A 13,748-nucleotide genomic window follows, 5' to 3' on the forward strand; every position below is an offset into this window, starting at 1 on the left:
ATGCGCTACGATCTCGGCTTCATCGATCTGGAGCAAAAGACCCTGCAACCCACAGACAACCCGTTTGGCCCCGGGTTGTAACCCATGTCTCCAGTACGACCTGTTACCTATGTGTCCGGTCCGGACAGATAAGGACTGCGCAGGCTTGGTGGGCGATGAGGGACTCGAACCCCCGACATCTTCCGTGTAAAGGAAGCGCTCTACCAACTGAGCTAATCGCCCTGCCCTCAGCGCTCTGGACTTCTGTTTAGAGGAAGTCCGCGGGGTTGGCCAGTGGGCCGAATGCCTCAACAAACACAGCCGTCATGCCAGGCTTTAGGCCTGGCATCCACGAATTTAGGGCCGGCAAACTCGTGGATGCCAAGGCCAAGCCTTGGCATGACGATCGAGTTTGGGTTTAACGGTCAGAGCTTCTTCTTCGAGGCCTCATACCTTGCCTTGGTCTCGGCATTGGCGGGGTAGAGGCCGGGGAGCGGTGTCCCCTTCTCCACTTCCTGCATGATCCAAGCTTCGAGCTGCTCCTGCTCCGGCGCCAGTTCCAGCACGTGATCGACCAGCGCCGCCGGGATCACCACCACGCCGTCGCCGTCGGCGACCATGATGTCGTTCGGGAAGACGGCGACGCCGCCACATCCAATGGGTTCCTGCCAATTGACGAAGGTGAGGCCGGTGACCGAAGGCGGCGAGGCGATGCCCTGGCTCCAGACCGCGAGCCCGGTCTCGCGCACGCCGGCGACGTCGCGCACCGCGCCGTCGGTCACCAGGGCGGCGACGCCGCGCTGCTTCATCCGCGCGCAGAGGATGTCGCCGAAGATGCCGGCATGGGTCACGCCGTTGCCGTCGACCACGGCGATGCAGCCCTCCGGCATATGCTCAATCCCGACCCGGGTCGAGATCGGCGCCGACCAGGATTCCGGAGTCGCCAGATCCTCGCGCATCGGCACGAAGCGGAGCGTGAAGGCGCGACCCACCTTGCGCGGCTGATCGGCCTTGAGCGGCGCAACGCCGCGCAGCCAGACGTTCCTCAGACCCTTCTTCAGCAGGATGGTGGTGATGGTCGCGGTCGTGACCTTGGAGAGAATGTCGACGATCCTGCTATCGGTTGACATGCGCTTTTCCCCGCCTATTGCGCGGCCGGCGACGGAGCGGCCGCCGGCTCCTTGCCTTTATAATTCGCCAGATAGACCCCGGCCACCACGATCGCCGTGCCGGCGATGGTGAGCGGCGTCAGTGCCTCATGCAGGAACAGCCAAGCCTGCAGGGCCGCCAGCGGCGGCACCAAGTAGACCAGCGAGGCGACACGGCTGACCTGGCCCTTGTTCAGCAGATAGAGCAGCAGCAGGATCGCGGCGACCGAGGTCCCGAGCACCGACCAGGCGAGAACCGCGACGAACTGCCAGCCGAAGTCGATATGCATCGGCTCCAGCAGGAAAGCGAAGGGCATGATCACGACGACCGCCGCGAGATATTGCAGGGTCGCGGCCCAGCGGATGTCGGTGCCCTGCAGGAATCGCTTCTGGTAGATGGTGCCGCAGGTGACCGAGACCATGCCGAGGATGTTGACCAGCACCGGGAACCAGGGGATGCCGGCCGAGGCGCCCGTCCCGATCTGGTGCTGGAGCTTAGGCAACACCCGCGAGGGCGACGCCGAGGAAGCCGAGGACCAGACCGAGCTTCTGCAGCCGGCTGAGGCGCTCGTCGAGGACATAGGGCGCCAGCAGGGCGGTCAGCAGCGGCTGCAGGCCCGCGATGATGCCGGAGATCCCCGCCGGCACGCCCTGCCCGATCGCCCACCAGACCGGGCCGAGATAACCACCATGCAGCAGGACGCCCGAGACCAGGATGCGGCCGAGCTCGCGGCGGCTCCGCGGCAGGCGCGCGCCGGAAAGCACGCCGATCGCGGCGAAGAAGAGGATCGCGACGCCGAAGCGGATCACCAGGAAGATGAGCGGCGGCGAAACCATCGTGCCGAACTCCGCCGCGACCCAGCCCGAGGACCAGAGCAGGATGAAGACGACAGGCACGAGGCGGCCGAATGAAACTCCGGATGACATGGCGCTGTGCTTCCAAAAGCGAACCGGCCGCCGCGGTTTCCCGGGCGGCCGGCCGTTGGTCGGATGTCGACGATTCGATCGGGCGACCGCGTTTAGTTGACCGCGTCCTTCAGGCCCTTGCCGGCCTTGAACTTCGGCTGTTTGGAAGCCGGGATCTCGATCTCCTCGCCGGTGCGCGGGTTGCGGCCCTTCGAGGCCGCGCGCTTAGCGACGTGGAAGGTGCCGAAGCCGACCAGGCGGATCTCCTGGTTCTTCTTCAGCGCCCGGGTGATGGAATCGAAAACTGCATCGACCGCCTTCGCCGCATCGGTCTTCGACAATCCGGTATCGTCCGCCACTTCGGCGATCAGGTCGTTCTTATTCACGGGGGACCCCCTTCTCTCTTCATTCTTCTGGGTGAATGCCCGGCTGGGAGCGCCAGGGCGAAATCGGCGCGGATTCTAGTGCAGAAATGACGGGCGTCAATCATAACCGCAAAAAACCCCGGGGATAAATCCCCGGGGTTTTCCGCAGCTTACACGACTTTCGACCTAACGCGGGGTCAGTGCGTCACCACACCGCGCTCGTCCTCGCCTTCCTTGGAAGCCGGGGTCTCGATCTCCGCCGGCTCGATCCATTCGACCGGCGTCAACGGCTTGGTGAGCGCCGTCTTCAGCACCTGATCGACGCTCTCGACCGGGATGATCTCGAGGCCCTTCTTCACGTTGTCCGGGATGTCGGCCAAGTCCTTCTCATTCTCCGAAGGAATGAGGACGGTCTTGATGCCGGCCCGGAGTGCCGCCAGGAGCTTCTCCTTCAACCCGCCGATCGGCAGCACGCGGCCACGCAGGGTGACCTCGCCGGTCATCGCCACGTCGCGGCGGACCGGAATGCCGGTCAGCACCGAGACGATCGTGGTGACCATGGCGACGCCGGCGCTGGGACCGTCTTTCGGCGTGGCACCCTCGGGCACGTGCACGTGGATGTCGCGCCGGTTGAAGACGGTCGGCTTGATGCCGAATTCCACCGACCGCGACTTCACGAAGGATTCGGCCGCTTGCACGGATTCCTTCATGACATCGCCGAGCTTGCCCGTCGCGGTCACGCGGCCCTTGCCGGGCAGCGTCACCGCTTCGATGGTCAGGATCTCGCCACCCACTTCCGTCCAAGCCAAGCCGGTCACGACGCCGACCATGTCGGTCAGCTCGGCTTCGCCGTAACGGAACTTCTTGATCCCGGCATACTTGCCGAGATTCTTACGGGTGATGGTCACCTTCTCGAGATTCTTCATCAGAATCTCTTTTATCGACTTCCGCGCCAGGTTGGCGATCTCGCGCTCCAGGTTACGCACACCGGCCTCGCGCGTGTAATAGCGCACGAGGTCGCGGATCGCGTCATCCGACAGCGCCCATTCGTCCTTCTTCAGGCCGTGGTCCTTGATCTGCTTCGGGATCAAGTGGCGCTTGGCGATCTCCACCTTCTCGTCCTCGGTGTAACCGGGGATGCGGATGATCTCCATACGATCCAGCAATGGCTGCGGCATCCGCAGCGAGTTGGCGGTCGTGATGAACATGACATCCGACAGGTCGTAATCGACCTCGAGATAGTGATCGGCGAAGGTCGAGTTCTGCTCGGGGTCGAGGACCTCGAGCAAAGCCGACGACGGATCGCCGCGCCAGTCCTGGCCCAGCTTGTCCACCTCGTCGAGGAGGAACAACGGGTTCGAGGACTTCGCCTTCTTCATCGCCTGGATGACCTTGCCCGGCATCGAACCGATATAGGTCCGGCGATGGCCGCGCACCTCGGCCTCGTCACGCACGCCGCCCAGGCTGATGCGCACGAAGTTGCGGCCGGTCGCTCGCGCGATCGACTTGCCGAGCGAGGTCTTGCCGACGCCCGGCGGGCCGACCAGGCAGAGGATCGGGCCTTTGATCCGCTTCTGGCGCTGCTGCACGGCGAGATACTCAAGGATGCGCTCCTTGACCTTCTCCAGACCATAGTGGTCCTCGTTCAGCACCTTCTCCGCCAGGCGGATGTCGCGCTTGATCTTGGTCGGCTTCGACCATGGAATCGACAGGATCCAGTCGAGGTAGTTGCGCACGACCGTGGCTTCCGCCGACATCGGGCTCATGGTGCGGAGCTTCTTCACTTCCGCCTGGGCCTTCTCGCGCGCTTCCTTCGAGAGCTTGGTCTTCTTCACCCGCTCTTCGATCTCCGCGATCTCGTCGCGGCCGTCCTCGCCCTCGCCGAGCTCCTTCTGAATCGCCTTCATCTGCTCATTCAGGTAGTACTCGCGCTGGGTCTTCTCCATCTGGCGCTTCACGCGCGAGCGGATGCGCTTCTCGACCTGGAGCACGCCGATCTCGCCTTCCATGAAGGCATAGATCTTCTCCAGCCGCTCGGAGACCGAACCGATCTCCAAGAGTTCCTGCTTCTCCGCGATCTTCAGCGAGAGATGCGAGGCGACGGTGTCGGCGAGCTTCGACGGGTCTTCGATCTGATTGATCGAGACCAGCACCTCGGGCGGCACCTTCTTGTTGAGCTTGATGTACTGCTCGAACTGCGAGACCACCGAGCGCGCCAGCGCCTCGACTTCCTTGCCGGCGGGATCGGCGGCATCGGTCAAAGCCGCGGCTTCCGCCACGAAGAACTGGTCGTTCTCAGCGAACTTCTTGATCCGCGCGCGGTAGCCGCCTTCGACCAGCACCTTCACGGTGCCGTCGGGCAGCTTCAGGAGTTGCAATACGGTGCCGACGGTGCCGACGGAATAGATGTCGGCGGGGCTGGGATCGTCCTGGGCCGCGTTCTTCTGGGTGACCAGCAGGATCTGCTTGTCATCCTTCATCACGTCTTCCAGCGCCTTCACCGACTTCTCGCGCCCCACGAAGAGCGGCACGATCATGTGCGGGAAGACCACGATGTCCCGAAGCGGCAACACCGGATAGTTCTGGGATGATGGGCCGGGATTGTTTTCCATGGTGATTCTTCAAGTTCTCCAGGGCTTTGGCCAGACTAACGCCGGCCGCCGCCACACTGCAATCGTTGACCCTGGCACCGCGACGCGGTTCGGGGCTTTTTTTGCTCTCGCCTTGGATTCGGCTGTGGATAAGTGATTGATAGGCTTCGCCGAAAGGACATCCGCGGTTCGAGCGCCGCAGCCCGCCAGTCCAACTCGTTAACTTATTTGGGCACGTCCCGACCTTTATCAAGGGACGCAAGGATCCCGCCATGATCTGCATCATGGTGGACTTCCGAATCGAACCCAGTCGAGGCGGAATCGTTGAGCGCAGCGAGCAGCTTAGGACCGTTGGCAGGTCAGGCGCCGGCCGCGCCGCCAGCACGGTCGGTGTAGATGTAGAGCGGACGCGCGTTCCCCTCCACCACCTCGCGGCTGATGACCATGGCTTCGACACCGTCGAGGCCGGGCAGCTCGAACATCGGCTCGAGCAGGATGCCTTCCATGATCGAGCGCAGCCCACGGGCGCCGGTCTTGCGCGCGATCGCCTTGCGGGCGATGGCGGAAAGGGCGTCGTCGGCGAACTCGAGACGGACGTCTTCCATCTCGAACAGGCGCTGGTACTGCTTCACCAGCGCATTCTTCGGCTCGGTCAGGATCTTGATCAAGGCCGGCTCGTCGAGATCGGTCAGGGTCGCCACCACCGGCAGACGGCCGACGAACTCGGGGATCAGGCCGAACTTCAGCAGATCCTCGGGCTCCACCTCGCGCAGGATCTCGCCGGCGCCGCGCTCATCCGGGCCGCGCACATCGGCGCCGAAGCCGATCGCCGAACCGCTGCGTCCGCGCTGGGCGATGATCTTCTCGAGACCCGCGAAAGCGCCGCCGCAGATGAACAGGATGTTGGTGGTGTCGACCTGCAGGAACTCCTGCTGCGGATGCTTGCGACCGCCCTGCGGCGGCACCGAGGCGATGGTGCCTTCCATGATCTTCAGCAGGGCCTGCTGCACGCCCTCACCCGAGACATCGCGGGTGATCGACGGGTTGTCCGACTTGCGGCTGATTTTGTCGACTTCGTCGATGTAGACGATGCCGCGCTGCGCACGCTCGACATTGTAGTCCGCCGATTGCAGCAGCTTCAGGATGATGTTCTCGACGTCCTCGCCGACATAGCCGGCTTCGGTGAGCGTGGTCGCATCCGCCATCGTGAACGGCACGTCGATGATGCGGGCCAGGGTCTGCGCCAGCAGCGTCTTGCCGCAACCGGTCGGGCCGACCAGCAGGATGTTCGACTTCGACAGCTCGACGTCGTTCTGCTTCCCGGCATGGGAGAGCCGCTTGTAGTGGTTGTGCACCGCGACCGAGAGGACCTTCTTCGCATGGTCCTGGCCGATCACGTAATCGTCGAGGACCTTGCAGATGTCCCGCGGGCTCGGCACGCCGTCGCGCGACTTGACCAGGGTGGTCTTGTGCTCTTCACGGATGATGTCCATGCAGAGCTCGACGCATTCGTCGCAGATGAAAACGGTCGGTCCGGCGATGAGCTTGCGGACCTCGTGCTGGCTTTTGCCGCAAAAGGAGCAATAGAGGGTGTTCTTGGAGTCGCCGTTGGTGGACTTGTTCATCGCCGACCTATCTGCGTCGCGCCTGGGATTCGCTGCGCGACAATCATGTTAAACCGTTAATTCGCGGTCACACAACGAGTTTTTGGCCTTTTCGCACACCGGGCGGCACGCTGCGGCAGGACTGCAACGCGCCTTCCACGGCCAGCTTAGCCTAGCCCGATATTCCTGAGAAAAGCTTAAGGGCAACCTGGTTCCAAAGACGGTTCCGGGCCTGTTCAATAACCCCAAAAACCTCTGGCAAAATCCGCGGGTAATTCCTTCGACGAAACGCCTCAGGAACTCTTGTCGTCGTCCCCGGACCGCGGGCGCTCGGTCACGACCTCGTCGATCAGCCCGAAATCCTTCGCCTCTTCCGGAGTCATGAAGCGGTCGCGGTCCATGGCGTTCTCGATCTTCGAGAGTTCCTGGCCGGTATGCTTCACGTAGATCTTGTTCAGCCGGTCGCGGGTTTTCAGGATCTCGCGGGCATGGATCTCGATATCCGCCGCCTGGCCCTGGAAGCCGCCCGAAGGCTGGTGAATCATGATGTTCGAGTTGGGCAGGCTGTACCGCTTGCCCTTGCGCCCGGCGGTCAGCAGCAGCGAGCCGGCCGAGGCCGCGAGACCGACGCAGACGGTCGCGATCTCGGGGCGGATGTACTGCATGGTGTCGTACATCGCGAGGCCCGAGGTCACCACGCCGCCCGGCGAGTTGATGTAAAGCGAGATTTCCTTCTTCGGATTCTCGGACTCGAGGAACAGCAGCTGGGCGCAGACCAGGCTGGCCATGCCGTCGTTGACCGGGCCGACCACGAATATGATCCGCTCCTTCAGGAGGCGCGAATAGATGTCATAGGCGCGCTCGCCGCGGTTGGTCTGCTCGACCACCATCGGCACCAGCAGGTTGTTGTAGGTCTCGATCGGGTCGCGGTCTCTGATCATGGTGCTGCTCTACTCCGTTGCGCCGGTCGACCCTGATATCCGCCGACTCGGCCCCTGCTCCAATCTTAGCGCCCGATCGCCCTCTTTGCGTACCCGCAAGGGAACCGGGTCCGTTACTTCTTCAGCGCCGCCAGCTCGTCTTCGCCTTCCTTGGCGAATTGCTCCGGCGTCACCGCGCGGTCGGTGATCGCCGCCTGCTCCAGGATGAAGTCCACGACCTTCTCCTCATAGAGCGGCGCGCGCAGCTGGTTCAGAGCCTCCGGCGAACTCTGGTAGTATTCGAACACCTTCTTCTCGTGTCCGGGATAGCGCCGCGCCTCGGCGATCAGGGCCCGGGTCAGGTCTTCCAGGGCGACCTCGATGTTATTTAGGCGACCGACTTCCGAGAGCAAGAGGCCGAGCTTCACGCGGCGGACCGCGATGTCGCGATACTCCTGCTTCAGCTGCTCCTCGGTCTTGCCCTTGTCCTCTTCGTCGAGGCGGTCCGCCTTCATGTCCTCTTCGATCTGGCGCCAGATCGCCTGGAATTCAATATCCACCAGCCCCTCAGGCAGAGTGAACTCGTGGTTGTCGGCGAGCACGTCGAGGAGCTTGCGCTTCACCCGGGCGCGGGCGACCTGCCCGTATTCGCCTTCCATCCGCTCCTTGGTCTGCTTCTTGAGATCAGCGAGATCCTGGAGCCCCAGCGACTTCGCCAGCTCGTCGTCGAGCGCCGCCGGCTTCGGGGCGCGGATCTCGGTCGCGGTCACGTCGAACTCGGCCGCCTTGCCGGCCAGGTCGCTGTTGGCGTATTCGGCCGGGAAGGTCACCTTCACGACCTTGCTCTCGCCCTTCTTGATCCCGATCAGCTGGTCCTCGAAGCCCGGAATGAACTGGCCCGAGCCCAGCTCCAGGTAATGGCCCTCGGCGCTGCCGCCGTCGAAAGCGACGCCATCGACCTTGCCGACGAAGTTGATGACGGCGATGTCGCCCTTGGCGGCGGCATGGTCGTCGGCGGCGACGTCGGAGCCGCCCTGGCGCTTGGCCAGCATCTCGAGGCGGTCATCGACTTCCTTGTCCGGAACCTCGACCTTCACCCGCTCGAGCTTCACGGTCTTGAAGTCCATCGGCTTGATTTCCGGGATGACTTCCATGGCGACGCTGAACTCGAGGTCGGAATTCTCCTCGAACTTGGTGATCTCGACCTTGGGCTGCCCGGCCGGGCGCAGGTTGTTCTCGTGCATCAGCTTGTGCGAGCCCTCGTTGACGGCCTCGTTGATCACCTCGCCCAGCACGTTCTTCTGGTAGCGGCGCTTCAGCTCGGCCATCGGCACCTTGCCCGGGCGGAAGCCGGGAAGCTGGACCTTCTGGCCGAGCTCGACGAGCTTGCCATCGACCTTCGACTTGAGGTCGTCCGCGGGCACCACGACCTTGTATTCGCGCTTCAGGCCGCTGGTATTGGTTTCGGTAACCTGCATGATCGTCCAACTCTGCTCTGATGATTGACCCTAAATCGCCGAGCCGGATCTTTGGTGCGGGCGGAGGGACTTGAACCCCCACGACTTGCGTCACGGGAACCTAAATCCCGCGCGTCTACCAGTTCCGCCACGCCCGCCCGAAGTTACTCCCGAGGGGTCCGGCGAACCGGTTCAGAGGCCGCGATCCGGCCGCTCAGAAGCGCCTTCCGACCCCCAGGAATCCCAGGGGAAATCCGGTGAAATCAGGGCGCGGGTTTATCCCACGAAACCCACCCTTACAAGCAAATTCGCCCCGGAGCTCAAGGTGCGGAAATCGCACTATTTCCGCAACCTTACCCAGGGCCCGGTCTCGGCCTCGCCCTCGCCCACTTCGCACCAGCCGAGGTGCTCGTAGAAGGCGACCGCCCGCTTGTTGACCTTGTCGCATTTCAATTCGCAGATGCCCTTGGCGCGGGCCACCACCGCCTCCAGCAGCCGCCGCCCGATCCCGCGGTTCTGGAGCCGCGGTTCGACGTAGAGGCTGTGGATAAAGTTCTCGGGCCAATAGATTGATAATACAGCAATTATCTGGCCGGCCTGGACCGCCACCCATTGCTCCTCGCCGGTGATGCTCTCGAAGTAGCGCTCGGGCACGTAATAGTCGGGCGGGTGCAGCGGAAAGGCCTGCCGATAGGCCGCCAGGAAGACCGCGGCACAGGCGGGATGATCCTCCGGCTGAGCCGGCCGGATCACCAAGTCGGGCGAAAGCTCATTCAGGGTCCACCTCGGAGAGCAGCCGGAGGACTTCCGGAATCAGTTCCGGCAGGTCCTCGGCGATGAGGCCGGGCCCGAAGGCCGCGCCGGCCATGCCGTGCAGCGACACCCCGGCCGCCGCCGCCTCGAAGGCCGGCATCCCCTGCCCCAGCAGCCCCAGGATCAGCCCGGCCAGAACATCGCCCGAGCCGGCGGTCGCCAGCCAGGCCGGCGCATCGGCATTGATCGCCGCCCTTCCGTCCGGCGCGACAATGACCGTGTCGGCGCCTTTCATCACCACCGTGCAACCCGAAAGGCGCGCGGCTTCACGGGCGCGGACCAGCTTGTCGCCTTTGAGGTCGGGGAAGAGACGCGCGAACTCGCCTTCATGCGGCGTGAGCACGATGTCCGCCCGGCCGAGCTTGGCGAGCGCATCGACGCCGCCGGCAAACGCGGTCAAGCCGCCGCCGTCGATGACCAGCGCGCGGTTGGAAGCCGCCGCCGTCTCGACCGCGCCGGCGGTGGCGCTGTCGGCCGGCAAGCCGGATCCGACCAGCACGGACGTGAAGCGCTTGTCTTCGAGCAGGGCTTGCAGCGCCGCGGCATCGGCGGCCTCGCGCACGATCAGGCCGGGCTGGTCGATCAGGTAATAGGGATGCGCCTCGCGCGGTGCGGCGACGGTCAGCATGCCGGCGCCGACCCGCCGCGCCGCGCGCGAGGCCAGCCGCGTCGCCCCCGGCATGGTCGCGCCGCCGACCACCAATGCATGGCCGCGGGTGTATTTGTGATCCGCCGCCGAAGGCAGCGGCAGGTGGTTGCGCCAGAGCGCGGTGCCGTTGACCCGCGGAACCTTCGCGAGATCGGGCAGGTCCTCGTCGCGGCAGCCGATATCCGCCACCACCAGATCGCGCGCCCATTCGCGTCCGGGCAGCAGCAGATGTCCGCGCTTCGGCCAGCCGAAGGTGACCGTGAGCGCAGCCCGGGGTGCTGCGCCCAGCACCGCGCCGGTATCGGCATCGATGCCGCTCGGCACATCGACCGCGACCACCGGGCAAGGCCGGCCATGCAGGGCGTGGATGACCGCCTTCACCGCATCCGCAACCGGACGCGCCAGGCCGATGCCGAAGATTGCGTCGATGACGACGCAGTCGCCCTCGTCCAGCTTTGCCAAGGCGCCGGGCTCGAGCTTCGCGATCGACCCGCCCCAGAGCGCAGCGGCGCGCGCGGCATCGCCGCTGTAGAGCTCGCGGGCCTGCATCGCCGCGACATGCACGTCCAAGCCGAGCGCTTTCAATTCCGAGGCGACGATGAAGCCGTCGCCGCCGTTGTTGCCCGGACCGGCCAGGACCAGCGCCCGCTTGAACGGCGTCGGCCAGCGCAGGCGGATTGCCTCGACCACGGCGCGGCCCGCCGTCGCCATCACGTCGAAGCTCGGTGTGCCGCGGGCGAAGAGTGCTGCTTCCGCCGCGCGCATCTCCGCGGCGGTGACGACCGGAAGGCCGGCAATCTCTTCGGCCGAGCGGCCGTGTCGATGCCAGCGCAGCTTCATCTCAAGACGGACTCTGCGCCTTGACGTGGTTGGCAACCGCTTCGCGCAGCAGCGCCACGTCGGAGCCCGAGATCACCAGGTCGAAGCCGAGTGCAAACAGGGCCTTCGCGTCGCGCTCCTTGGTCGGCACCGTGCCGAGCCATTTCCCCTTGGCCTTGGCCGCGGCGATGATCCGGTCGATCGCCTTGCGCACGGTCGGGTGATCGCCCTGCCCCAGATGGCCCAGCGAAGTGGAGAGATCGTTCGGCCCGACGAACAGCATATCGACGCCATCGACCGCGGCGATCTTCTCCACCGCATCGAGCCCGCCCAGGGTCTCGATCTGCGCCATCACCATCTGGCGCACCGGGATGCTGTCGAAATAGCCCTTGGTGTCGTGGCCGTAGCCGGACGCGCGGATGCCGCCGGTCGCCAGACCGCGCCGGCCGCGCGGCGGATAGTAGCAGGCCGCGACCACCGCCTCGGCATCGGCGACGGAATCCACCATCGGGAACATGACGGTCGAGATGCCCATGTCGAGCAGGCGCTTCACGTGGTTGGGATCATGCGAGGGCACCCGCACCATCACCTGCGCGCCGCGCGATTCCGCCGCCACCGTCTGGCTGTGGATCATCTGCAACTCGGTCGGCCCGTGCTCCTGGTCAATGAGCAGCGCCGAATAGCCGGCGATCGCCATGATCTCGGCGGTCACCGGGGTCAGGCCATAGACCCAGCCGGCCAGGACCTTCTCGCCGGCTTTCAGGCGCTCCTTGATGCTGCGCGCGGTCACGTGTGGTCTCTCCTCATATTTCGGGTTCAATCGGGCAGGAAGGCGGCTTGGCGCCGGGTGCTCAGTTAATCACCGGCCGGCACTTCTGTCCGCCGTCGCGTTCCTTGATCTTGGCGCAAAGCTCTTGCGCCTTCTGCACACTTTCGATCGGCCCCACATAGACACGATAGGCCGTGTTGGTGCCGCTGGCGAATTGCCGGACTTCCAAAGCGTAGCTGTCGAGCAAAGGTGCAAACTTCGTCTTCGCGCCGCCATCGCCGTCGAAGGCCTTGCGCGCCGCCTGGTCCTGGCCCCAGTCCTGGCCGAGCCATATGTGGAAGATCTGCTTGCCCGCGGTCAGCGAGTCCGCGATCGGCAGATGCTGTTCGAGCGCCGCCGCTGCGTCATCGTGAGCGGCTTCAGGCGCGGGCGCAGCTTCGGCATGGTCCGTGTCGGCCGGCGCGGCTTCCGCGGGGGCTGCTTCCGCCGGCGGCGGCGTTTCAGCCTGCGTCTCGGCCGGCGGTTCAGCCGGCGCGGCGGGCTGTACGGCCGGCGTCTCCGCTTCGGCGACCTTGGTCTCGGCCTCCGCCGGCTTCGGCTCGGTCGGCGTTTCGGTCGCGGCGTGGTCGTCGGTCTTCGCTGCTTCGGCGGCGTGCGCGTCGGCTTTCGGCACCGAAGTCGCCGCGCTGCTGGCGGGCGGCGGCGGCGTGTCCACGGGCTCAGGCTCGGTCTTCGGCTCGCTGTCGAGAATGCTGCTGCCGGTCGTTTCCTGTGTGGTCGCCGGAGTCTCAGCTTCAGCTGGAGCGGCCGGCGCGGCTTCGGCATGCTGATCCGCCGGCTTGGTCGTGGATGCGGTTTCGGTCTTCGGCGAATCCGCCGCCGTTTTGGCCTTTGCCGCGGTCTCGGGCGTCGCCGGTTCCGTCGCCGCATGTTCCTCGGTCTTCGGCGGCTCGGTCACTTCCGCAGCCTTCTTTTCCGGCTCGGTCTTCGGCGCTTCTTCCTTTGCAGTCTCGGTCTTCTCGAGCTCGACCTTCGCGGGCTCGGTCTTGGCAGGCTCGCTCTTCGACGCTTCTTCCGTCTTGGAGGCGTCCATCTGTTCGAGGTAGCGCTTGGCGTCGCTGCTGCCGTTGGCGGCGGCGCGCTCCAGCCAGTCGCGCGCGGCCTTCTCGTCCTTCTGGACGCCGACGCCCTGGTAATAGAGTTGTCCCATGTAAGCCTGGGCGTAAGGCAGGCCGCCCTCCGCCGCCTTGGCGATCCAGCGGGCGCCCTCTTCATCGCTCTTCGCCAGGCCCTCGCCCAGCATGTACTGGATGCCGAGATTGAACTCGGCGGTGGTGTTGTTCTTCTCCGCCGCCTGCTTCCAGAGCTCGATCGCCTTCTTCTGGTCCTTGGCGACGCCGCGGCCGCTGGCATAGAGCATCGCGAGATTGTTCAGCGCCGGCGCGTAATCCTGCTTGGCCGAAGCCTCGTACCAGCGGATCGCTTCCTTGATGTCCGGCTTGTCCAGGCCGCGCCCGGTCTCGTAGATCAGGCCCAGCCCATGCTGCGCCTGGGCGTCGCCGCCCTGGGCCGGCGCGTTCCACTCCTTCATCGCCGCCTTGTAGTTGCCGGCGTTGAAGGCCTGGAGCCCGGCATTGTAATCGGCCAGCGCGGCGGTCCCGGCGGCAGCCGCCCCGGCCAAGGCCAGGGCGGCCAGCTTCATGTTGAGTCGCAAAGGAAAAATCCGAT

General features: G+C 65.1%; 12 protein-coding genes and 2 tRNA genes. All 14 read right to left on the reverse strand.

From position 1 onward, the window contains the following. Positions 1 to 146: 146 nt before the first annotated feature. Positions 147 to 222, reverse strand: a tRNA-Val gene (locus ACH2CY_RS26730). A 182-nt stretch (positions 223 to 404) separates the two neighbouring features. Then, positions 405 to 1,109 carry a ribonuclease activity regulator RraA gene (locus ACH2CY_RS26735; protein ID WP_395022997.1) on the reverse strand — a complete coding sequence of 235 codons (705 nt, stop codon included), beginning with the start codon at positions 1,107 to 1,109 and terminating at the stop codon, positions 405 to 407. A 14-nt stretch (positions 1,110 to 1,123) separates the two neighbouring features. Next, positions 1,124 to 1,633, reverse strand: coding sequence for a DMT family transporter (locus ACH2CY_RS26740; protein WP_395022998.1), 510 nt, complete (start codon positions 1,631 to 1,633; stop codon positions 1,124 to 1,126). Then, the gene (locus ACH2CY_RS26745) at positions 1,623 to 2,054 is read right to left on the reverse strand and encodes an EamA family transporter (RefSeq protein ID WP_395023000.1); all 432 of its coding nucleotides are present in this window, start codon (positions 2,052 to 2,054) and stop codon (positions 1,623 to 1,625) included. The genes ACH2CY_RS26740 and ACH2CY_RS26745 overlap by 11 nt, the downstream gene beginning before the upstream one ends. A gap of 92 nt (positions 2,055 to 2,146) precedes the next feature. Then, a complete protein-coding gene (locus tag ACH2CY_RS26750; protein WP_395023001.1) occupies positions 2,147 to 2,419 on the reverse strand; it encodes an HU family DNA-binding protein in 273 nt (90 codons plus the stop codon). Between the two features lie 176 nt (positions 2,420 to 2,595). Next, positions 2,596 to 5,010 carry an endopeptidase La gene (gene lon, locus ACH2CY_RS26755; protein WP_395023002.1) on the reverse strand — a complete coding sequence of 805 codons (2,415 nt, stop codon included), beginning with the start codon at positions 5,008 to 5,010 and terminating at the stop codon, positions 2,596 to 2,598. Between the two features lie 338 nt (positions 5,011 to 5,348). Beyond that, entirely contained in the window at positions 5,349 to 6,614 is a 1,266-nt protein-coding gene (gene clpX / locus ACH2CY_RS26760) for an ATP-dependent Clp protease ATP-binding subunit ClpX (protein WP_395023004.1), read from the reverse strand. Between the two features lie 272 nt (positions 6,615 to 6,886). Beyond that, a complete protein-coding gene (gene clpP / locus ACH2CY_RS26765) occupies positions 6,887 to 7,531 on the reverse strand; it encodes an ATP-dependent Clp endopeptidase proteolytic subunit ClpP (RefSeq protein ID WP_395023059.1) in 645 nt (214 codons plus the stop codon). Positions 7,532 to 7,647: 116 nt separating this feature from the next. Further along, positions 7,648 to 8,991 (reverse strand): trigger factor, encoded by a 1,344-nt coding sequence (tig, locus tag ACH2CY_RS26770; protein ID WP_395023005.1) that lies wholly within the window; start codon positions 8,989 to 8,991, stop codon positions 7,648 to 7,650. Between the two features lie 52 nt (positions 8,992 to 9,043). Further along, positions 9,044 to 9,128: transfer RNA gene (locus ACH2CY_RS26775), tRNA-Leu, on the reverse strand. Positions 9,129 to 9,309: 181 nt separating this feature from the next. Continuing rightward, positions 9,310 to 9,723, reverse strand: a complete 414-nt coding sequence (locus ACH2CY_RS26780; RefSeq protein WP_395023006.1) for a GNAT family N-acetyltransferase — start codon at positions 9,721 to 9,723, stop codon at positions 9,310 to 9,312. A gap of 16 nt (positions 9,724 to 9,739) precedes the next feature. After that, complete coding sequence (locus tag ACH2CY_RS26785; RefSeq protein ID WP_395023008.1) at positions 9,740 to 11,272, reverse strand: NAD(P)H-hydrate dehydratase; 1,533 nt, start codon at positions 11,270 to 11,272, stop codon at positions 9,740 to 9,742. A gap of 1 nt (position 11,273) precedes the next feature. Next, a complete protein-coding gene (locus ACH2CY_RS26790; protein ID WP_395023009.1) occupies positions 11,274 to 12,041 on the reverse strand; it encodes an HpcH/HpaI aldolase/citrate lyase family protein in 768 nt (255 codons plus the stop codon). Between the two features lie 61 nt (positions 12,042 to 12,102). Beyond that, entirely contained in the window at positions 12,103 to 13,734 is a 1,632-nt protein-coding gene (locus ACH2CY_RS26795) for an SPOR domain-containing protein (RefSeq protein WP_395023011.1), read from the reverse strand. Positions 13,735 to 13,748 lie beyond the last annotated feature (14 nt).

Origin of the sequence: Dongia sp. (genome assembly GCF_041905885.1) — a bacterium.
Lineage (GTDB): Bacteria > Pseudomonadota > Alphaproteobacteria > Dongiales > Dongiaceae > Dongia.